This window comes from Streptosporangium sp. NPDC048047, from assembly GCF_040653115.1.
In the GTDB taxonomy this organism is placed as follows: domain Bacteria; phylum Actinomycetota; class Actinomycetes; order Streptosporangiales; family Streptosporangiaceae; genus Streptosporangium.
The window spans coordinates 41,306-58,738 of the sequence record NZ_JBEZNH010000051.1 but is presented as its reverse complement, the minus strand read 5'-3'; the positions used below and the strand labels follow the sequence as shown (position 1 = coordinate 58,738).

Below are 17,433 nucleotides of genomic sequence, written 5' to 3'. Positions count from 1 at the left end.
ATCGGGAACCTGTCGGAGGCGGTCGGCGCGCACCGGCTGGGCACCGCCCACCGGATGCGCGGCCCCGGCGGGGAGCTGGACGGCCCCTTCCTGCCGGTGGACCTGGCCGCCAACGCCGCCAGCCTCGGCGCCGACGTGCTCCGCGCCACCGGCCCGGAGTCGCTGCGCGAGGCGCTGGTCACGGCGCGGGAGGCCGGCCGGACCACCGTCGTGCACGTCGAGACGGTCCCCGGCCCGGCCCCGGAGACCACCGCCTGGTGGGACGTCCCGGTCGCCGAGGTGTCGCGGGACCCGGTGACCCGGGCGGCGCGGGAGCGCTACGAGGACGCCAGACGCGACCAGCGCCCCTACCTCTGAGGACCGGGCCCCTGAACCGGGCCCCTGAACCGGGTCTCTGAGGACCGGGGCGGACGCGCGCCCGCTCCGGCCGTCGCGGCGGCTAGGGTCGAAGGCGTGGAAAGTTCTCAGCCTCCGGTCGTCCCCGGCCGCGGGGGAGAGCCCCGCCCCGGCGACCTGCGGGCGGGCATCGGCGACCGGGAGCGGGTGGCCGCCGTGCTCGGCGACGCGCTCGCCGACGGGCGGCTCGACCCCGCCGAGCACGAGGAGCGCGTCGAGGCGCTCTACCGGGCCCGCACCCTCGGGGAGCTCACCGCGCTCACGGCCGACCTGCTTCCCCCCGAGGCCCAGCCGCTGCGGACCGACATCCGCGCGGTGACGGCGTTCTTCGGCTCACAGGAGCGCTCGGGCCGCTGGGTGGTGCCCACCCGCTTCCCCGCGACCGCGATCTGCGCCAACGTCGTGCTCGACCTGCGCGAGGCCATGCTGCAGTCGAGCCGCGTCACCGTCCAGGCCACGGTGCTGTGCGGAACCCTCACGCTGATCGTCCCGGAGGGCGTCCGGATCGAGATGGCCGCCTCGACCGTCATGGGCGGCATGCACAACCAGGTGCCGCCCGCGCCCGGCGGCCCGGTCATCGAGATCACCGGGCTGGTCGGCATGGGGAGCGTCGTGGCCAAGCCGCCCAAGCGCCCACGACGCTCCTGGTTCCGCCGCTGACGATCCCGTCGCCGGGTCCGCTCCGGCCCGGTCCGTGCGAGGTCCGGCTCACACCGGGCCCGGACGGCGGCGGGCTCAGCTCGCGCTGTCGAAGTTGATCGCGCTGTAGGCGCGCAGCTTCCAGAGCTGGTGCTCGCTCTCGATCCTGCGGATCGTGCCGGACCGGCCCCGCATGACCAGGGAGTTGGTCACGGCGTGCCTGCCGTGGTAGCGGACGCCCTGCATGAGCTCGCCGTCGGTGATCCCGGTGGCCGCGAAGAACACGTCGTCGGACCTGACCAGGTCATCGGTGGTCAGCTTGGCGTCCAGGTCGAGGCCGGCGTCCAGCGCCCGGCGCCGCTCGGCGTCGTCCTGCGGCCACAGCCTGCCCTGGATGACGCCACCCAGGCACTTGATCGCGCAGGCCGCGATGATGCCCTCGGGGGTGCCGCCGATGCCGAGCATCAGGTCCACGCCGGTGCCCCGGCGGACGGCCATGATCGCGCCGGCCACGTCGCCGTCGGTGATCAGCTTGATCCGCGCGCCGGCCTCCCGGACCTCACTGATGATCTTCTCGTGGCGGGGCCGGTCGAGGATGACCACGGTCACGTCCGACGGCTCACCGCCCTTGGCACGTGCCACGGCGGCGATGTTGTCGGCCACGGGCGCGTCGATGTCCACCGCGTCGGCCGCGTCCGGGCCGGTGACGAGCTTGTCCATGTAGAAGACGGCCGAGGGGTCGTACATCGAGCCGCGCTCGCTGACCGCGATCACCGAGATCCCGTTCGGCATGCCGAGGGCGGTCAGGCGGGTGCCGTCGATCGGGTCCACGGCCACGTCGCACTCGGCGCCGCTGCCGTCCCCCACCTCCTCGCCGTTGTAGAGCATCGGCGCGTTGTCCTTCTCGCCCTCGCCGATCACCACCACGCCCCTCATCGACACGGTGTTGATCAACTGGCGCATCGCGTTCACCGCGGCGCCGTCGGCACCGTTCTTGTCGCCGCGCCCGACCCAGCGGGCGGCGGCCATCGCGGCGGCCTCGGTGACCCGGACCAGCTCCAGGGCGAGGTTGCGGTCGGGCGCGTGCTCACCCGTGGCGAGTGCGGCGGGGACGGACATCTGGTCGGACATGGAGAAGGGCCCCTCTCGTCGATTACGACAACGATCGTAGTTGTCCCCCTTTTCTGCCCGGCTGGGGAGGATAATGTGCCGTCCCGACTCCACCTCCCGCCCGAGAGCGGGGGTTCCCACAGAGGTGATCGATGAGCGGCGAAACGGTACGGCCCGCGGCACGGCCGGTGGCCGGCGCGTCCCCGCGGGGCTCCGAGCGGGGCGCCGCCACGCGCGTCGCGCTCCTGGCGGCCGCGCGGGAGACCTTCGTCGAGAGCGGCTTCGCCGAGGCCGGGGTCACCGACGTGGTCGGACGGGCCGGGGCCAGCGTCGGCAGCCTCTACCACCATTTCTCCGGCAAGGCCGACCTCTACCTGACCCTGTTCGAGGAGTTCCAGACCCGCCAGACCCAGCGGACCAGGCAGGCCGTCCAGGAGGCCCGCGCCGGCGGCGAGAGCGACCCGATGCGGCTGTTCATCGCCGGGGCCCGCGCCTACCTGGAGGGGTGCCTGGCCGAACGCGAGCTGTCCGCGCTGTTCCTGCGCGGCGACGGGCCGCCCGGCTTCGAGGTCGTCATGCGCGACCGGCTGCGCCAGTGGGCCAAGCGCAACGCCACCCTCTTCGACGGGGACGAGGGCGCGCTGGTGGTGGTCCTCACCGGGGCGCTGGCCGCCGCAGTGTCGGAGGTCGCCCTCTCGGAGGACGAGGCCGCCTCCCGCGAGCTGGCCGAGAACGTGCTGGCCATCATCGGGCAGATCCGCCGCCCCTGACCCTCCTCGGAGGGCCGTCCCCTCCGGTGGCCCCGGCGGTGCCGGCCACCCGGGAGGACCGGGGCGTCCTCGGCTCGGGGACGCGGACGCGCCTTCCCGGAGGCTCCGGGACGCCTCGCCGTACCCGCCCCGGAGAACGGACCGCCCCGCCGGGCGGCTAGTCTCGACAATCGTGCGACGGTTCACTCAGGGTCTCTACGGCTACGCGTTCGCGATGCTCGTCTGCCTCGCGGCCGTCGGCCTCTTCCTGCTGGTCACGCCGCAGAGCAGGACCGAGCACATCCCCAGGGTCGACTACTCGATGGACGTGGCCAACCTGCGCCGCTCCGCGCCGTACGAGGTGTGGGCGCCGTCCCGGGTGCCGGCCCGCTGGATCCCGAACAGCTCGCGGGCGACCCAGGAGAAGGGCGTGACGACGTGGCGGCTCGGGTTCGCCACCGCCCGCCGCTCCCACGCGATGCTCGCCCAGAGCGACGAGAAGCCCGCCGCCGGCTTCGCCTCCCGGATGGCCGGCACCACCGAGGTCACCGGGAACGTCCAGATCGGCGGCGTGACCTGGGAGCAGCGCTTCCGCGAGGACAAGAACCAGCGCTCCCTCGTCCGGCTCCTGCCCGACGCCACCGTCGTCGTCACCGGCACCGCCCAGTGGGACGAGCTGACCGCCCTGGCCGCCTCCCTCAGGCAGCAGCCGAAGCCGGCCTCCTGACGCGTTCCTGGCCGCCAGGAAGGCGCCGCCGGACCGGTCGCCTGTATTTCCTACATCGACTATTTCCTGCATCGACGTTCGCAGTCGTACCCGGAAGCGTTCTTTGTGGCCGGGGGCCATACTGATGTCCGGTCGTCTTCCGCCGGTCCTCCCAACGAAGGTCAGCCGTCATGACGCCACGATCGCCCGAGCCCGTACGCGCACCCCGCCCGCCCCGCGTCCACCCGGCGTGGTGGGTCGCGGCGGTGGCGTTCCTGGCCCTGCTGGGCGCTGCGGGTTTCCGCGCCGCTCCCGGCGCGTTGATGGTGCCGCTGCACCGTGAGTTCGGCTGGTCGATGAGCGTGATATCGCTGGCCGTGAGCATCAACCTGGTGCTCTACGGGCTGGTCGCGCCCTTCGCCGCCGCGCTGATGGATCGCTTCGGCATGCGCCAGGTCGTCTCGGGCGCCCTGTTCCTGGTGGCCCTCGGCGCCGGTGGCAGCGTCGTCATGACGGTCTCATGGCAGCTGCTGGTCTTCTGGGGTCTGCTGATCGGCACGGGCACCGGGGCGATGGCGCTGGTGTTCGCCGCGACCATCGCCAACCGGTGGTTCGTCGAACGCCGCGGTCTCGTCATGGGCGTGCTGACCGCCGGGTCGGCGACCGGGCAGCTGATCATCCTGCCCCCCGTGGCCGCCCTGGCCGAGAACGTCGGCTGGCGACCGGCCTCCCTGGTCATCGCCGCGGCGGCGCTGGTGGCCGTGCCGCTGGTGTGGCTGGTCATCCGCGATTATCCCGAGGACCGCGGCGTCCTGCCCTACGGCGCCGCCCCGGAGGGCTACCGCACCCAGCCGCGGGCCGTCGGCGGCGCGGTCCGGCGCGCCCTCGAAGGACTGGCCTTCGCCGTCCGGCGCCGGGCGTTCTGGGCGTTGGCGATCGCGTTCGCGATCTGCGGGGCGACCACCAACGGGCTCGTCGGCATCCACTTCATCCCCTCGGCCCACGACCACGGGATGCCCACCACCACCGCGGCGGGCCTGCTGGCCACCGTGGGGATCTTCGACATCGCCGGCACGATCGCCTCGGGCTGGCTGACCGACAAGTTCGACCCGCGCAGGCTCCTGGCCGCCTACTACGCCTTCCGCGGCGTGGGCCTGCTCCTGCTGCCCTGGCTGCTGTCGGACCAGGTGCACCCGAGCATGATCCTGTTCGTCGTCGTCTACGGTCTCGACTGGGTGGCCACCGTTCCCCCCACCGCGGCGCTGTGCCGCGAGATCTTCGGCGAGCGCGGCACCATCGTCTTCGGCTGGGTGTTCACCTCCCACCAGATCGGCGCCGCCGCCGCCGCGTTCGGCGCCGGCGTCATCCGGGACGTCTTCGGCGCCTACACCTACGCCTGGTGGGGCGGAGCGACGATATGCCTCGTCGCCGCCGGGTTGTCGATCATGGCCAAAGGCGCCCACCACGGCCCACGCACCGCGCAGGCCGCCGCTCAGACGCAGCCCTCCCTGTAGGACCTCCCTGGAGGAGGAGCCACCCGAAGCCGTACGGCCGGAGCCACCGAGAACCGGTCAGGCCGGGGGCGGAGGTCCCGGCGGCCGGGCGGCCGGAGATCAGGAGATCCCGGAGGCCGGGTGGCCGGAGATCAGAAGGGCGAGTCGCCCGACAGGTCGGGCTGGCGGCGCTGCGCCATGGCGGCGGCGAGCTTCACCCGCGCGCCCTGCAGCCACTCCTCGCACACGGTCGCGAGCCTCTCGCCGCGCTCCCACAGCTCGATCGACTGCTCCAGCGTCAGCCCGCCCGCCTCGAGGCGGCGGACCACCTCGGTCAGCTCCTCGCGCGCCTGCTCGTACGACGGTGTCTTCTCATCGGCCACGTACCCACCATAGGCCGTACGGCCCGGCTCCCCGGTCCTCCCGCGGCCGTCACGGACACGTCCGCTGCGGAACGACCGCTCCGGCGCCACCGGCCCGCCCCGGGGCCGTCCCCGGAACCGTTCCGTCCGGTGGTCAGCCGGTCGGCTCCGCGTCCCTCCGGACCGCCACCCGGTCGTCGGAGAACCGGACCGTCAGCTCCTCGCCGGGGGCGGTGTCGCGGGCCAGCCGTACGACGTCGCCCGAGGGGCGCTGCACGATCGCGTAACCGCGTTCCAGGGTCGCGGCGGGCGACAGCGCGACCAGGCGGGCCCGCAGGTGCGTCAGCGAGTCTCCCGCCCGGTCCAGGGAGGCGGTCAGGCTGCGCCTGGCGCGTTCCCTGAGCTGCTCGGCCTGCTCGGCCCGGCGCTCCACCTCGCGGACCGGGTCGGCGAGCGAGGGGCGGGAGCGGACCGCGGACAGCCAGGCCGTCTCGCGGTCCAGCCAGCCGGCGGTCACCCGGCGCCCCCGGTCGCGGAGCTGGCGGATGAGGGTGAGCTGCTCTCCCACATCCGGGACGATCTTCTTGGCCGCGTCCGTGGGCGTGGAGGCCCGCACGTCGGCCACCAGGTCGAGCAGCGGGTTGTCCTGCTCGTGGCCGATCGCGCTGACCACCGGGGTCAGGCACGCCGACACCGCCCGGACCAGCGACTCGTCGGAGAAGGGCAGCAGGTCCTCCATGGACCCGCCGCCCCGGGCGATCACGATGACGTCGATCTCGCCGTCCGCGTCGAACTTGCGCAGCGCCTCGGTGACCTCGGTCACCGCGTACGGCCCCTGAACCGCCACCGGCTCGACCTTGAACCGCACGGCCGGCCAGCGGCGCCGGGAGTTCTCCAGCACGTCACGTTCGGCGGCCGAGTCGCGGCCGCAGATCAGCCCGATCGTGCCGGGCAGGAACGGCAGCCTCCGCTTGCGGTCCACCCCGAACAGGCCCTCGGCGGCGAGCACCTGGCGCAGCCGCTCCAGCCGTGCCAGCAGCTCGCCCACGCCCACCGGGCGCATCTCCAGCGCGGTGAACGCGAAGGATCCCCGGTTGACCCAGAAGTCGGGCTTCAGGTTCATGACGACCCGGGCGCCGTCCACCGGCCGGGGGACCGTCGCCTCGTAGACGCCGCGCGGACAGGTGACCCGCGCCGACATGTTGGCCACGGGGTCGCGCAGCGTCAGGAACACGGTGCCGCCGCGCGCGGTCAGCTCGGTGATCTGGCCCTCGACCCAGACGGTGCCGAGCTTGCCGATCCAGCCGCCGACCATCTGCAGGACCGTGCGGACCGGCAGCGGCTGCTCCGGTGTCGTCTTCGAGCTCATGGCCGGAGCCTACGCGTCGCCGGCGCCTACTCGGCGGCCGCCAGCTTGGCCAGGCGGTTCTCGTACATCCGCACGACCTCCGGGCGGGCCGTGGTGGCCCGCTCGTAGTCCAGCAGCAGCCGGATCTGCTCGGCGGACCTGCCGCGCATCCGGGCGCGCAGCGAGGCGACCGTCAGCTGGCCGTACCCGGGCATCGGCTCCTCGGGCAGCTCGACGGCCGCGATCGTCGGCTCGACGCCCTCGGGCCGGGCGGTCTTCGTGCCGGTGACCTCGACCACGGTGGTGTCGGCCTCGCCGGGGGCGGCGACGCGGACCTCGGTGACCTCGACCTCGGCGGCCGGCGGCGCGGCGACAGCGGCCTCGGTGATCCCGGCGGCCTCGGCGGCCGGCTCGACGGACACGGGCTCCGTGGTCGCGGCGGGCTTCTCCCCGGCGTCCGGCGCGGCGGTCGCGGCTCCGGCGGCTTCGGTGGCTCCGGCCTCGGCGGCCTTGGGCTTGGCGGTCTTGGCCGGCTTGGCGGTCTTGTCCTTGGCAGGCTTCGCGGCCTTGGGCTTCGCCGCCTTGGGCTTCGCGGCCTTCGGCGCGTCGGCCTCGGGCGCGGCGGGCTCCGGCTCCGCCACCTCCGCCACCGCGGCCTTCGGCTCGTCGGCCTTCGGCTTCGTGGCCTCGGGTTCGGCGGTCTCGGGCTTCGCGGGCTCCGGCTCCGTGGCCTCGGTCCCGGTGGGCTCAGGCTTCCTGGCCTCGGGCTTCGCGGTCTCGGATCCGGCCGCCTCGGGTTCGGCGGTCCTGGACTTGGCCGGGGCGAAGATGACCGGCTCGGGGCGGGCCTTGGCGCCGTTGGACCCCGCCCTGGCCTCCTCGACGGGGGCGGTCTCCCCGGCCGGGGACGCGGCGGCGTCCTGACGCGGGGCGAAGATGACCGGCGCGCGGCGCGGCTTCTCGCGCGGCTCCTCGTCGGCGTCCCGCGCGGTGTCCAGCCCGGACTGCCCGGCCTGCCCGGTCCGTCCCGCCGGCTCGGCGGCCTCCCCGGCCGGTCCGCGCGCCTCCTCGGCCTCCTCCTGGTTCGTCAGCCGCTTGATCGTGCTCCGTACGCGGTCACCGAGCAGCAGGGCCTGGCCGACCCCGCTCAGCGCCGACTGGAGCATGTGAAGAGGCAGGTCTTTGGCTTTTCTGGTGACATCTCGAATGATGTTGGGGACCGTCATGTCGTCTCCCTGGAGGTCTGTTCCCGGCTACATAGTCTGGCAAGACCTGTGTCGGCTGAGTTCGTCGATGGGTGGGCGGGCCCGGCGGTGGCTCCACGTAGCATGAGAACATGACTTTCGAGACCCCCGCGACTCGGCGCGTCCTCGTGGCCAGGCCGCGCGGTTACTGCGCCGGCGTCGACCGTGCGGTCCAGGCCGTGGAGAAGGCGCTGGAGCTGTACGGCGCGCCGGTCTACGTGCGCAAGCAGATCGTCCACAACACCCACGTGGTCCGGACGCTGGAGAAGCGTGGGGCGATCTTCGTCGAGGAGACCGAGGAGGTGCCCGAGGGCGCCATCGTCGTCTTCTCGGCCCACGGGGTCTCCCCGGCGGTCCACCGGGAGGCCGCCGAGCGCGGCCTGCGGACCATCGACGCCACCTGCCCGCTGGTGACCAAGGTCCACAACGAGGCCAGGCGCTTCGCCTCCCAGGACTACGACATCCTGCTCATCGGCCACGAGGGGCACGAGGAGGTCGAGGGCACCGCCGGTGAGGCGCCCGACCACATCCGGCTGGTCGACGGACTCGACGCCGTCGGCACCGTCGAGGTCAAGGACCCCGACCGGCTCGTGTGGCTGTCGCAGACCACGCTGTCGGTCGACGAGACCACCGAGACGGTCACGCGGCTGAAGGAGCGCTTCCCCAACCTGATCGACCCGCCGAGCGACGACATCTGCTACGCCACCCAGAACCGCCAGGTCGCGGTGAAGGAGATCGCGGCCGCCTCGCAGCTCGTCATCGTCGTCGGCTCCCAGAACTCCTCCAACTCCAAGCGGCTGGTGGAGGTCGCCCTCGACCACGGGGCCGACGCCTCCCACCTCGTCGACGACGCCTCGTTCATCAGGGACGAGTGGCTCGACGGCGTCACCACGGTGGGCGTGACGAGCGGCGCCTCGGTGCCCGACGAGCTCGTGACCGAGGTCCTGGCCCACCTCGCCGAGCGCGGCTTCGCGGACGTCGAGGAGGTCGAGTCGGTGCAGGAGAGCGTCCGCTTCGCGCTCCCGCACGAGCTGCGCAAGGACCTCCGCGCCGGCGTCTGATTCCGCGCCTCACCCGCGCGCCCGCCGTACGGCGGGCGCGCGGCCGCCGGGCCCCGTCCGGGAGAGCCTCGTGGCCACCGGGCGCGCGAACACCCGGGGCACGGAATCGCGGGAACACCCGGACGCGCAGGAGAACGCCCACGCGGAGAACGTCCGCTCGGGGGAGCGGCTCAGGCGTCCTCGCGCGGCGTGCCGTACACCTTCGGCTCGAAGTAGCCCTCGGGCTCGGGTGCGAAGGCGCCGGCCTCACCCCGGCGCGGGCGCGGGACGGCGGCGGGGCCGCCGGCCCGAAGTTCCTCCCGCAGCTCCCGCACGCATCCGGCCAGGCCGCGCCGCCAGGCGACGGCCAGCACCAGCAGTGAGCCGCCGAACAGCCAGGGGGCGCCCGCCGACAGCGTGGTGAACAGGCCCAGGCCGAGCGTCCGGAGCGGCGAGGCCGACCCCAGGGACCTGACCGCCTCGGCGAGCAGCGTCGCCGCGAAGAAGACCAGCGGCGGCGAGACCACCAGGGTGAGCAGGTCGCGCCGGTTCACCAGGGCCACCGCGACGGCGCATCCGGCGACGAACGCCGCCCCGGTCAGGGCGGGCGGCCCGAACAGCGCCTGCAGGAGGCAGCCCAGCAGTGTGAACGCCAGCACGGAGACCACGGCGCCCCGGGCGGTCAGCCGGACGCCGCCGCCCCGCCCCCGCTCGTTCACACGATCACCCCGCCAGGCGGCCGTCCGTCGCCTCGACCGTTCACGCTCGCTCCCTCGACCCCGGGCCCCTCGTCGCCGCGTCCCGCGCCGCGGCACCGGGGCTCGCGGCGATGAGGGAAAGGCTAGGACAGGTCGTTCGCCAACTTACCGTTCAACCGGGACACAAGAGGCGCGCTTGGCCCCTCTTCTCCCAGCAGTTCCGGGGCGGTGAGCGCGCGGGGGAGGTCCTCGACCGGGCGGGGCGCGTCGAGGTCGCCCTCCACCAGCCCCAGGTCGTTCAGCTTCCGCGCGCTCACCAGCACCCGGGTCTCCAGCGAGCCGACGGCCCGGTTGTAGGACTCCACGGCCCGGCTCAGAGACCGGCCCAGCGTCTCCACGTTCCGCCCCATGCTGCCCAGCCGCTCGTACAGCTCCTTGCCGAGGTCGAAGACCGCCCGCGCGTTCTCGCTGAGCGCGGCCTGCTGCCAGGCGTACTGCGCGGTGCGGAGCATGGTGATCAGCGTGGTGGGGGTGGCGATGTGGACGCGCCGCCGCATGGCGTGCTCCAGCAGCTCCGGGTCGCGCTCCAGCGCCGGGGCGAGGAACGCCTCGCCCGGGATGAACAGCACCACGAACTCCGGCGCCGGGCTGAACGCCTGCCAGTAGCTCTTGGCGGCGAGCCGGTCCACGTGCTCGCGCACGTGGCGGGCGTGGGCGTCGAGCCGGGCGGCGCTGCGGCCGGGGTCGCCGGACTCGGCGGCCTCCAGGTAGGCGGCCAGGGAGACCTTGGAGTCGACCACGACGTTCTTGCCGCCGGCGAGCCGTACGACCATGTCGGGGCGGAGCGCGCCGTCGGCGGTGGTGACGCTCGCCTGCTCGTCGAAGTCGCAGAACCGCTGCATGCCCGCGATCTCGGCGACCCGGCGCAGCTGCAGCTCGCCCCACCGGCCCCGGGCCTCCGGCCGCTGCAGGGCGCGGACCAGCGTGTCGGTCTGCAGGCGGAGCCGGTCGTTGCTCTCGCGGACGATGTCGATGTGCCTGGCCAGCTCGGCGTGCGCGGCGCGGCGGCCCGACTCGGCGTCGCGCAGCTGCGCCTCGACGCGGGCGAGGGTGTCCTTCAGCGGCTCGACCAGGTGCTCGACGGCCTGCTTGCGCCGTTCCAGCTCCCCGGCGGCCTCGGCGCGGCCCGCGGCCATCCGGGACTCGGCCATCTCCAGGAACCGCAGGTTGCTGGCGTCGAGGGCGCGGGCCGACAGGGCCTGGAACCGCTCGGCGAGCTGCTCCTCGACGTAGGCGGCCTTCTCCTCGGCGGCCCTGGCGCGCGCCTCGGCGTCGGCCACGCGGGCGCTCGCCTCCGCCGCGCCGGAGGAGGCGCGCGCCCTGCCGAGCAGGAACCCGATCGCGAGTCCCGCGGCGAGGCCCATGGCGAGCTGGAAGACGAGTGCCGTGACATCCACCCCGGAATGATCGCAGGCCCGGCCGTTCCCGGCCTTCCGACACGCCTTTCCGGCCGGTCACGCATTTCACCTGCGAGAGCACGTATCGTCACTCTTGGTACTTGTTCATGCGCGGAAGGTGATGATCCGATGGGCGCGAAAGGCTCGCAGCCGAAGACGGCGCTGGCCCTCGTCGGCGCGATCCTGGCCGTGCTGGCGGCGATCGTCGCCGCGAGCGTGTACGTCTCCGGGCGCACCAGCCCGCGTCCCGCCCCGGGCGCCCTCTCGCTGGCGTGGGAGCGGGGCGCCTGTGTGAGCCGGGACGGCGTCCGCTTCGGCCTGGTGCCGTGCGGGTCGGCCGACGGGCGGGTGCTGTCCGTGGTCGGCGACCGGCCCGAGGACTGCCCGGCCGACACCGACGAGATCGTCGGGCTCATGGTGGTCCCCGCCGGGATCACCCCGGCCCCGCCGTCCCCGCCCTCGGGGTCGTCCGCGCCGCCGATTTCCCAGGTCTCCGGATCGTCCGCGCCGCCGGTCTCCCCGACCCCCGGCTTCTCCTCGCCGCCGGCCTCGTACAGCCGTACGGCGTGCGTCCGCAACCTGGCCGCCCCGCATCCGGGCGACCCCGGCGCGGGAGGCGGGGTGCTGCGCGCCGGCGACTGCGTGACCGCGCGCGGCGGGGAGCGCCCGTGCTCCTCCGGCGGCTGGTACGGCAGGGCGCTGGCCGTGGTGGAGCGGGCCGGGCAGTGTCCGGCGGCCACGCTCGACTCCCTCGCCGCGGGTCCCCGTACGATCGTCTGCCTGGGGCGGGAGGGCAGGATCCCCGCGGTGGGGGACTGCGTGGCCGAGCCGCGCGGCCGGGCCGAGGCCCGGGGCGCGCTCGGCAGGATCCCCTGCGGGTCGGCCCGCGCGTGGGCCAAGGTGACGGCCAGGACCACCGCCGCCGCCCTCTGCCCGCCCGGCTCCGACCGCTATCTGCAGACGAGCGGACAGGCCGTCTACCGCCCCGTGACGTGCCTCCGGCGGATAGCAGTGCGTGATTCACCGTAAACTCGGCTGACGTGAGCCTGAGCATCGGCATCGTCGGACTTCCCAATGTAGGCAAGTCGACGCTTTTCAACGCGCTGACCAAGACCGCCAACGCCCTGGCGGCGAACTATCCGTTCGCCACCATCGAGCCCAACGTGGGCATCGTCGGCGTTCCCGACCCGCGCCTGGAGAAGCTGGCCGAGATCTTCGGCTCCGCGAAGATCCTCCCGGCGAAGGTGGAGTTCGTCGACATCGCCGGCCTCGTCCGGGGCGCCTCCGAAGGGCAGGGGCGCGGCAACCAGTTCCTCGCCAACATCCGCGAGACCGACGCCATCTGCCAGGTCATCCGGGTCTTCGGTGACCCCGATGTGACCCACGTGGACGGCGCCGTCTCGCCCGAGCGCGACATCGAGACGATCAATACCGAGCTGATCCTCGCCGACCTGCAGACCCTGGAGAAGGCGGTCCCGCGTCTTCAGAAGGAGGCCCGGACCAACAAGGACCGCCGGGCCGCGCTGGAGGCGGCCGAGGCTGCGGTCAAGCTCCTCGACGGCGGCACCACCCTGTACGCCGGGGCCAAGGGCGCCGGCATCGACCCGGCCGACCTGCGCGACCTGCACCTGCTGACGGCCAAGCCGTTCCTGTACGTCTTCAACCTGGACGCCGACGAGCTGACCGACGACGAGCTGCGGGCCCGCCTGTCGGCGCTCGTCGCCCCGGCCGAGGCCGTGTTCCTGGACGCCAAGATCGAGTCCGAGCTGGTCGAGCTCTCCGACGACGAGGCGCTGGAGCTCCTGCAGTCGGTCGGGCAGGAGGAGTCGGGTCTGTCGCAGCTCGCCAGGGTCGGGTTCGAGACCCTCGGCCTGCAGACCTACCTGACCGCCGGCCCCAAGGAGACCCGGGCCTGGACGATCCGCAAGGGCGCCACCGCCCCCGAGGCGGCCGGGGTCATCCACACCGACTTCCAGCGGGGCTTCATCAAGGCCGAGATCGTCTCCTTCGACGAGCTGGTCGAGGCGGGCTCCATCGCCGCCGCCCGCCAGGTGGGCAGGGCCCGCATCGAGGGCAAGGACTACGTGATGCGCGACGGCGACGTGGTGGAGTTCCGCTTCAACGTGTGACGCGTGAGCGGCGCGGCTCAGGGTGAGGAATCCTTGATCAGGGGTCAGATCGAAAGATCTGGCCCCTTTCTGTTCCCTTCTGTTGACCCAGGCCGTCTGCGGGCGGTGCTGCCGGTGCCATGCCGCCTCGTCGCCGATGACGGGCCTGCCGGATGCTCCGGCCGCGCTTTTCATCGACTTTGAAAGCAAGGCTTGAGGTACTTGGCTACCATGGTTTCGGAGGTGAGAATCATGGCGGTAGCACCGAAGGCCGTCCGGCAGTCCCCGCTGAAGGTGGATCCGGAGACGGATCGACTGATCAGCCAGGGGGCGCACTTTCTGGGTCTGACGAAGAAGGACCTTGTCGCCGAAGCCGTACGGGTCTACCTGGAGCAACGGCGCGAGGACCTGCGGGCCGGCATGGTCGATGCGTTGCAGGTGCTCGACGGATCGCTCAAATCGGATGTGATGCTGCTGACCGGGCTGACCGCGGAGGAGATAGACGCGGTCGGCGGGATCGACGAGTGACAGAGCTGGAACCCGATGCGCTCAGCACGCCCCACCCTGCGTTGTCTGCGGGATGATCTCGACCTTCCGCTTCCACCGGTCACCGTTCCGCTGGACGAGACCGATCACCCGATCGTCGTCAAAGCGGCGGAACAGTTCACCGATGCCGACGCCAAGCATGACCGCATCCGCGCCATCGATGACCAAGTGTTGTTCAAGGTCAAGGTACGGCGCTGGCGCGGGGCCGTCTGGATAGACGCGGACCTGCCGCGGGTGGTGGCGGCGGGGAAACGGGAGGACGGGTCGGGGGGCGACTTTTACGCCGTGCTGGAGGCGGAGGGCAAGGCGGCCCGTGCGCAGCACAACGCCACACATGCCGAGGCGCTGAGGACCACGACGTTCACGGCACACCTTCTGCCGAAGCGAGAGGACCACATCGGTATCAGGCAGAAGCGGGTGTCCGCTTTGTCCGTTGTCTGCGTGTGGTCCTGCTCGACCTGACCCGTGCCACTCTGCGGGACGGACGCGAGCACGTCGTCGACTTCGACACCTTCACTCTGGGGTTGCAGATCCGCGCCGATGACGGTCATGAGACGTACCTCGCCGTACGGATCATCGGCTCTGTGCCGCCGAACCTCATGACCATCATCTTGCGCAACGTTCCCGGCTGCGAAGCCGAGGGCTGGTACCCCGAGTACGCCCTCCCCGAGAGGGAACTCCTTCCGGCGGAGCAGGCATGGTCCAACATCATGGATCCACGGGCGGCGGCCGAGGTTCTCAACGAGGTGGACTGAGCCAGGGCGTGAGCTCTCGGTACACGGCCGGGGACCGGCCTTCCGGCGGGGCTTCATCAAGGCCGAGATCGTCTCCTTCGACGAGCTGGTCGAGGCGGGCTCCATCGCCACGCCGCCGGTCCGGCGGAGACGCGGGCCGGAAAGGGCCCGGCTCTTCGGGGCCGGGCCCTCAGGCTTTCCGGGGCCGGGTCACGGCAGGCGTCGTGCCCGCAGGACGGTGTCGTGGGCGTGGTGCGTGCCGGCGGGCGGCGGGACGACGCGGGGGCGGGTCTCGTCGACGAGGACGTCCCAGGTGCGGTCGAGGAGTCGGGCGATGTCGTCTGCCTGGTAGTAGTCGGCGGGGTCGAAGTCCCCCTCCGGGCGTGGGAGCAGGTCGGCGAGGGCGTGGGTGACGAAGAGCAGGGTGCCGCCGGGGGCGACGGCGTCCAGCAGGCCGCGCGGCGCGGCCTGGCCCGCCCGGCGCAGGAGCGGGAAGTACTGGACGGACACCAGGTCGAAGGCGCCCGCCGGGGGCGGTGTGGTCATGAGATCGGCCCGCTCCCAGGCCACGCGGTCCTCGACGTCCGCGGCGGAGGCCGCGGCGCGTCGCAGGGCGGTCTCGGATATGTCGATCCCGGTGACCTGCCAGCCGCGCCGGGCCAGCCAGAGCGCGTCGGCGCCCTCACCGCACCCGACGTCGAGCGCCCGGCCCGGCGGCAGGTCGGTGATCTCGGTGACGAGCACGCCGTTGGGGTTGCCGCTGAACAGGCGGTCGCGGCTGCGGTACATCTCGTCCCACTGGTCTGCGTCCATGGGCTTGGTCCTCTCGTCGGTCTCTCTGGTGGCGGCCGGCCCGGCGAGCCGCCGGTCCGGCCGCCGTCGCGGGTCCGCCGTCCCACCGGTCTCGGTCGTGCGTCCCGCCGGTTCCGGCGGCACCGGTCGCCGCCGCCTCGTGCTGATCGCCGTCGCCGCCCGGGAACCCCGGGGCGTCGCGGCCACCTCCGGCGCCAAGGTGCCCCCGTTTTGCCCTCGTGGCAAACTTCTTTGCAGAAAATGCAAAAATGTGGGCACAGTGGTCGTATGAACGATGACCTCGACGCCGTGCTGACCGCGGTCGGGCCCCGGCTGCGCGAACTGCGCCGTCGCCGCGGCGTCACGCTGACCGCCCTGTCCGAGACCACCGGCATCCCGGTCAGCACCCTGTCCCGGCTGGAGTCCGGGCACCGCAGGCCCGGCCTCGAACTCCTGCTGCCCCTGGCCAGGGCCTACCGGATGCCGATCGACGAACTCGTCGGCGCCCCGGCCGATCTCGACCCCCGGGTGTACTCGAAGCCGGTCACCCGCGACGGCGTGACCATCGTCCCCCTGACCCGCAAACCCGGCGGCCTGCAGGCGTTCAAGCACATCCTTCCCGCGGGCCTGACCGACGGCCGCGAGCCCGCCCCCCGATCCCACGAGGGATACCACTGGCTGTACGTCCTCAACGGCCGCCTGCGCATCGTGCTCGGCGACAGGGACTTCGTCCTCGCGGACGGCGAGGTCGCCGAGTTCGACACCCATCTCCCGCACTGGTTCGGCAACGCCGACGAGCGCCCGGTGGAGTTCCTCAGCATCTTCGGCCCCCAGGGGGAACGCGTCCACATCCGGGCCCGCTACCGCCCCGACGGCCTCTGACCGGTGCGGAAGCGGACCCCGGCCGGCTCCACCCGTGAACAGGGCGCGACGGTCCGGACGGTGCCGCCCCGTCATCCGGCCGGGTGTCCACCTCACCGGGTGGCGCGCGGGCACGTCAGGCGGATCCGTCAGGTGGGCAGGGCGGCGAGCCAGTCGGTCAGGAGCCGGTTGACCTCGGCGGGACGCTCCTGCTGGACCCAGTGGCCGCAGCCGTCGAGGAGGTGGCAGGAGAGCAGGCCGGGCAGCGTGACCGGGTACGCCTCGATCGCGTCGGCCAGCCACGTCGTGGAGACGTCCAGCGTGCCGCCGACGAACAGGGACGGCTGGGTGACGGGGGCGCCCTCGAAGGCGGCGAGGTCCTCCCAGTCGCGGTCCATGTTCCGGTAGCGGTTGAGCGCCCCGGTCATGCCCGTGCGTTCGAACTCTCCGGCGTAGACGTCGAGGTCCCGCTCACCGAGCCACGCGGGCAGCCGTCCGGCGGGGAAACGGTCGCGCAGCGTCCCCCCTCTGCCGACGAAGTGCGGATCGGGGGCGCCGGGCGCGGGCATGGTGTCGGCGGACAGGGCCGCGTAGAAGCCCGCGAGCCAGCCGCGTACGTCGGGTTCGATCTCCGCCTCGGCGCGGCCCGGCTCCTGGAAGTACGAGACGTAGAACTCCTCGTCCCCGCCCAGCTGCGCGAAGACGTCGCTGGGGCGGGGCCCGCCGGGCGGGGTGTAGGGAACGCTCAGCAGTCCCACCGCCCGGAAGATCTCCGGCCTGAGCAGGGCGGACGTCGCGGCGATGGTGGCGCCCCAGTCGTGGCCGACGACGACCGCGGTCTCCTCGCCCAGGGCGTGCACCACCGAGACGCCGTCCTCCACCAGGTCGAGCATCCGGTACGCGTCCGTCGCGGCCGGTGCGGAGGAGCGGCCGTAGCCGCGTACGTCGATGGCGACCGCACGATATCCCGCTGCCGCGAGCGCCGGCATCTGGTGGCGCCAGGAGTACCAGGTTTCCGGGAAGCCGTGGACGAGCAGCACCAGCGGCCCGGTTCCCTGCTCCGCGATGTGGATCCGGCCCCCCGGTGAGGACACCGATCGGTGTGTGATCTCCATGGCCTGTCGCGACATGCGCCCTCCTTCGGGACCGC

20 protein-coding genes are annotated in these 17,433 nt (G+C 73.0%); 12 read left to right on the top strand and 8 right to left on the bottom strand.

The genetic code is table 11. The features are described from left to right. Together AB0D67_RS31040 and AB0D67_RS31035 are read left to right on the top strand one after the other, a co-directional pair. A partial coding sequence (locus AB0D67_RS31040; RefSeq protein WP_362943936.1) for a thiamine pyrophosphate-dependent enzyme occupies positions 1-357 on the top strand: 357 nt, incomplete at its 5' end. Positions 358-453: 96 nt separating this feature from the next. Next, positions 454-1,056 carry a DUF1707 domain-containing protein gene (locus AB0D67_RS31035; protein ID WP_362943934.1) on the top strand — a complete coding sequence of 201 codons (603 nt, stop codon included), beginning with the start codon at positions 454-456 and terminating at the stop codon, positions 1,054-1,056. Between the two features lie 75 nt (positions 1,057-1,131). Here AB0D67_RS31035 and glpX read toward each other — a convergent pair whose 3' ends face one another. Then, complete coding sequence (gene glpX / locus AB0D67_RS31030; RefSeq protein WP_362943932.1) at positions 1,132-2,166, bottom strand: class II fructose-bisphosphatase; 1,035 nt, start codon at positions 2,164-2,166, stop codon at positions 1,132-1,134. Between the two features lie 131 nt (positions 2,167-2,297). On the opposite strand from glpX, the gene AB0D67_RS31025 reads away from it, so the two are divergent. The 3 genes from AB0D67_RS31025 to AB0D67_RS31015 all read left to right on the top strand — a co-directional run bounded on the left by AB0D67_RS31025 (position 2,298) and on the right by AB0D67_RS31015 (position 5,114). Continuing rightward, a complete protein-coding gene (locus AB0D67_RS31025; protein WP_362943930.1) occupies positions 2,298-2,915 on the top strand; it encodes a TetR/AcrR family transcriptional regulator in 618 nt (205 codons plus the stop codon). 172 nt (positions 2,916-3,087) lie between these two features. Beyond that, entirely contained in the window at positions 3,088-3,621 is a 534-nt protein-coding gene (locus tag AB0D67_RS31020) for a DUF4245 domain-containing protein (RefSeq protein ID WP_362943928.1), read from the top strand. Between the two features lie 170 nt (positions 3,622-3,791). Beyond that, positions 3,792-5,114, top strand: a complete 1,323-nt coding sequence (locus tag AB0D67_RS31015) for an MFS transporter (protein ID WP_362943926.1) — start codon at positions 3,792-3,794, stop codon at positions 5,112-5,114. Positions 5,115-5,245: 131 nt separating this feature from the next. Here AB0D67_RS31015 and AB0D67_RS31010 read toward each other — a convergent pair whose 3' ends face one another. The 3 genes from AB0D67_RS31010 to AB0D67_RS31000 all read right to left on the bottom strand — a co-directional run bounded on the left by AB0D67_RS31010 (position 5,246) and on the right by AB0D67_RS31000 (position 8,029). Then, positions 5,246-5,476, bottom strand: a complete 231-nt coding sequence (locus tag AB0D67_RS31010; protein WP_179825432.1) for an exodeoxyribonuclease VII small subunit — start codon at positions 5,474-5,476, stop codon at positions 5,246-5,248. A 133-nt stretch (positions 5,477-5,609) separates the two neighbouring features. Further along, complete coding sequence (gene xseA, locus AB0D67_RS31005; RefSeq protein WP_362943923.1) at positions 5,610-6,824, bottom strand: exodeoxyribonuclease VII large subunit; 1,215 nt, start codon at positions 6,822-6,824, stop codon at positions 5,610-5,612. A gap of 26 nt (positions 6,825-6,850) precedes the next feature. Further along, positions 6,851-8,029 carry a hypothetical protein gene (locus tag AB0D67_RS31000; RefSeq protein ID WP_362943921.1) on the bottom strand — a complete coding sequence of 393 codons (1,179 nt, stop codon included), beginning with the start codon at positions 8,027-8,029 and terminating at the stop codon, positions 6,851-6,853. A gap of 110 nt (positions 8,030-8,139) precedes the next feature. Between AB0D67_RS31000 and AB0D67_RS30995 the strand changes: the two genes are divergently transcribed. Next, a complete protein-coding gene (locus tag AB0D67_RS30995; protein WP_362943919.1) occupies positions 8,140-9,108 on the top strand; it encodes a 4-hydroxy-3-methylbut-2-enyl diphosphate reductase in 969 nt (322 codons plus the stop codon). A gap of 170 nt (positions 9,109-9,278) precedes the next feature. On the opposite strand, the gene AB0D67_RS30990 is transcribed toward AB0D67_RS30995, so the two are convergent. Both AB0D67_RS30990 and AB0D67_RS30985 read right to left on the bottom strand, forming a co-directional pair. Next, positions 9,279-9,806, bottom strand: coding sequence for a DUF6542 domain-containing protein (locus AB0D67_RS30990; RefSeq protein ID WP_362943917.1), 528 nt, complete (start codon positions 9,804-9,806; stop codon positions 9,279-9,281). A gap of 122 nt (positions 9,807-9,928) precedes the next feature. Continuing rightward, positions 9,929-11,242, bottom strand: a complete 1,314-nt coding sequence (locus tag AB0D67_RS30985; protein WP_362943915.1) for a DNA recombination protein RmuC — start codon at positions 11,240-11,242, stop codon at positions 9,929-9,931. Between the two features lie 129 nt (positions 11,243-11,371). Here AB0D67_RS30985 and AB0D67_RS30980 point away from each other — a divergent pair, with 129 nt between their 5' ends. The 5 genes from AB0D67_RS30980 to AB0D67_RS30960 all read left to right on the top strand — a co-directional run bounded on the left by AB0D67_RS30980 (position 11,372) and on the right by AB0D67_RS30960 (position 14,651). After that, a complete protein-coding gene (locus AB0D67_RS30980; RefSeq protein ID WP_362943913.1) occupies positions 11,372-12,271 on the top strand; it encodes a hypothetical protein in 900 nt (299 codons plus the stop codon). 11 nt (positions 12,272-12,282) lie between these two features. Further along, on the top strand, positions 12,283-13,371 hold the full coding sequence (ychF, locus tag AB0D67_RS30975) for a redox-regulated ATPase YchF (RefSeq protein WP_362943911.1): 1,089 nt from the start codon (positions 12,283-12,285) through the stop codon (positions 13,369-13,371). Positions 13,372-13,602: 231 nt separating this feature from the next. Further along, positions 13,603-13,878 carry a hypothetical protein gene (locus AB0D67_RS30970; protein ID WP_362943909.1) on the top strand — a complete coding sequence of 92 codons (276 nt, stop codon included), beginning with the start codon at positions 13,603-13,605 and terminating at the stop codon, positions 13,876-13,878. Between the two features lie 15 nt (positions 13,879-13,893). Further along, positions 13,894-14,358, top strand: a complete 465-nt coding sequence (locus AB0D67_RS30965) for a hypothetical protein (protein ID WP_362943907.1) — start codon at positions 13,894-13,896, stop codon at positions 14,356-14,358. Beyond that, positions 14,340-14,651, top strand: coding sequence for a hypothetical protein (locus AB0D67_RS30960; RefSeq protein WP_362943905.1), 312 nt, complete (start codon positions 14,340-14,342; stop codon positions 14,649-14,651). The genes AB0D67_RS30965 and AB0D67_RS30960 overlap by 19 nt, the downstream gene beginning before the upstream one ends. 189 nt (positions 14,652-14,840) lie before the next feature. On the opposite strand, the gene AB0D67_RS30955 is transcribed toward AB0D67_RS30960, so the two are convergent. Then, positions 14,841-15,443 (bottom strand): class I SAM-dependent methyltransferase, encoded by a 603-nt coding sequence (locus AB0D67_RS30955; RefSeq protein ID WP_362943903.1) that lies wholly within the window; start codon positions 15,441-15,443, stop codon positions 14,841-14,843. Positions 15,444-15,710: 267 nt separating this feature from the next. Here AB0D67_RS30955 and AB0D67_RS30950 point away from each other — a divergent pair, with 267 nt between their 5' ends. Beyond that, complete coding sequence (locus AB0D67_RS30950; RefSeq protein WP_362943902.1) at positions 15,711-16,304, top strand: XRE family transcriptional regulator; 594 nt, start codon at positions 15,711-15,713, stop codon at positions 16,302-16,304. 128 nt (positions 16,305-16,432) lie between these two features. Here AB0D67_RS30950 and AB0D67_RS30945 read toward each other — a convergent pair whose 3' ends face one another. After that, on the bottom strand, positions 16,433-17,413 hold the full coding sequence (locus tag AB0D67_RS30945) for an alpha/beta hydrolase (protein WP_362943899.1): 981 nt from the start codon (positions 17,411-17,413) through the stop codon (positions 16,433-16,435). Positions 17,414-17,433: the final 20 nt, after the last annotated feature.

Bases quoted from the DNA above. Each gene is read 5' to 3' on its own strand.
- AB0D67_RS30995 (WP_362943919.1), top strand. From the start codon at position 8,140: ATGACTTTCGAGACCCCCGCGACTCGGCGCGTCCTCGTGGCCAGGCCG.
- AB0D67_RS30955 (WP_362943903.1), bottom strand. From the start codon at position 15,443: ATGGACGCAGACCAGTGGGACGAGATGTACCGCAGCCGCGACCGCCTG.
- AB0D67_RS30970 (WP_362943909.1), top strand. From the start codon at position 13,603: ATGGCGGTAGCACCGAAGGCCGTCCGGCAGTCCCCGCTGAAGGTGGAT.
- AB0D67_RS30950 (WP_362943902.1), top strand. From the start codon at position 15,711: ATGAACGATGACCTCGACGCCGTGCTGACCGCGGTCGGGCCCCGGCTG.
- AB0D67_RS30965 (WP_362943907.1), top strand. From the start codon at position 13,894: ATGCGCTCAGCACGCCCCACCCTGCGTTGTCTGCGGGATGATCTCGAC.
- AB0D67_RS30980 (WP_362943913.1), top strand. From the start codon at position 11,372: ATGGGCGCGAAAGGCTCGCAGCCGAAGACGGCGCTGGCCCTCGTCGGC.
- AB0D67_RS31000 (WP_362943921.1), bottom strand. From the start codon at position 8,029: ATGACGGTCCCCAACATCATTCGAGATGTCACCAGAAAAGCCAAAGAC.
- xseA (WP_362943923.1), bottom strand. From the start codon at position 6,824: ATGAGCTCGAAGACGACACCGGAGCAGCCGCTGCCGGTCCGCACGGTC.
- AB0D67_RS30945 (WP_362943899.1), bottom strand. From the start codon at position 17,413: ATGTCGCGACAGGCCATGGAGATCACACACCGATCGGTGTCCTCACCG.
- AB0D67_RS31025 (WP_362943930.1), top strand. From the start codon at position 2,298: ATGAGCGGCGAAACGGTACGGCCCGCGGCACGGCCGGTGGCCGGCGCG.
- AB0D67_RS31015 (WP_362943926.1), top strand. From the start codon at position 3,792: ATGACGCCACGATCGCCCGAGCCCGTACGCGCACCCCGCCCGCCCCGC.
- glpX (WP_362943932.1), bottom strand. From the start codon at position 2,166: ATGTCCGACCAGATGTCCGTCCCCGCCGCACTCGCCACGGGTGAGCAC.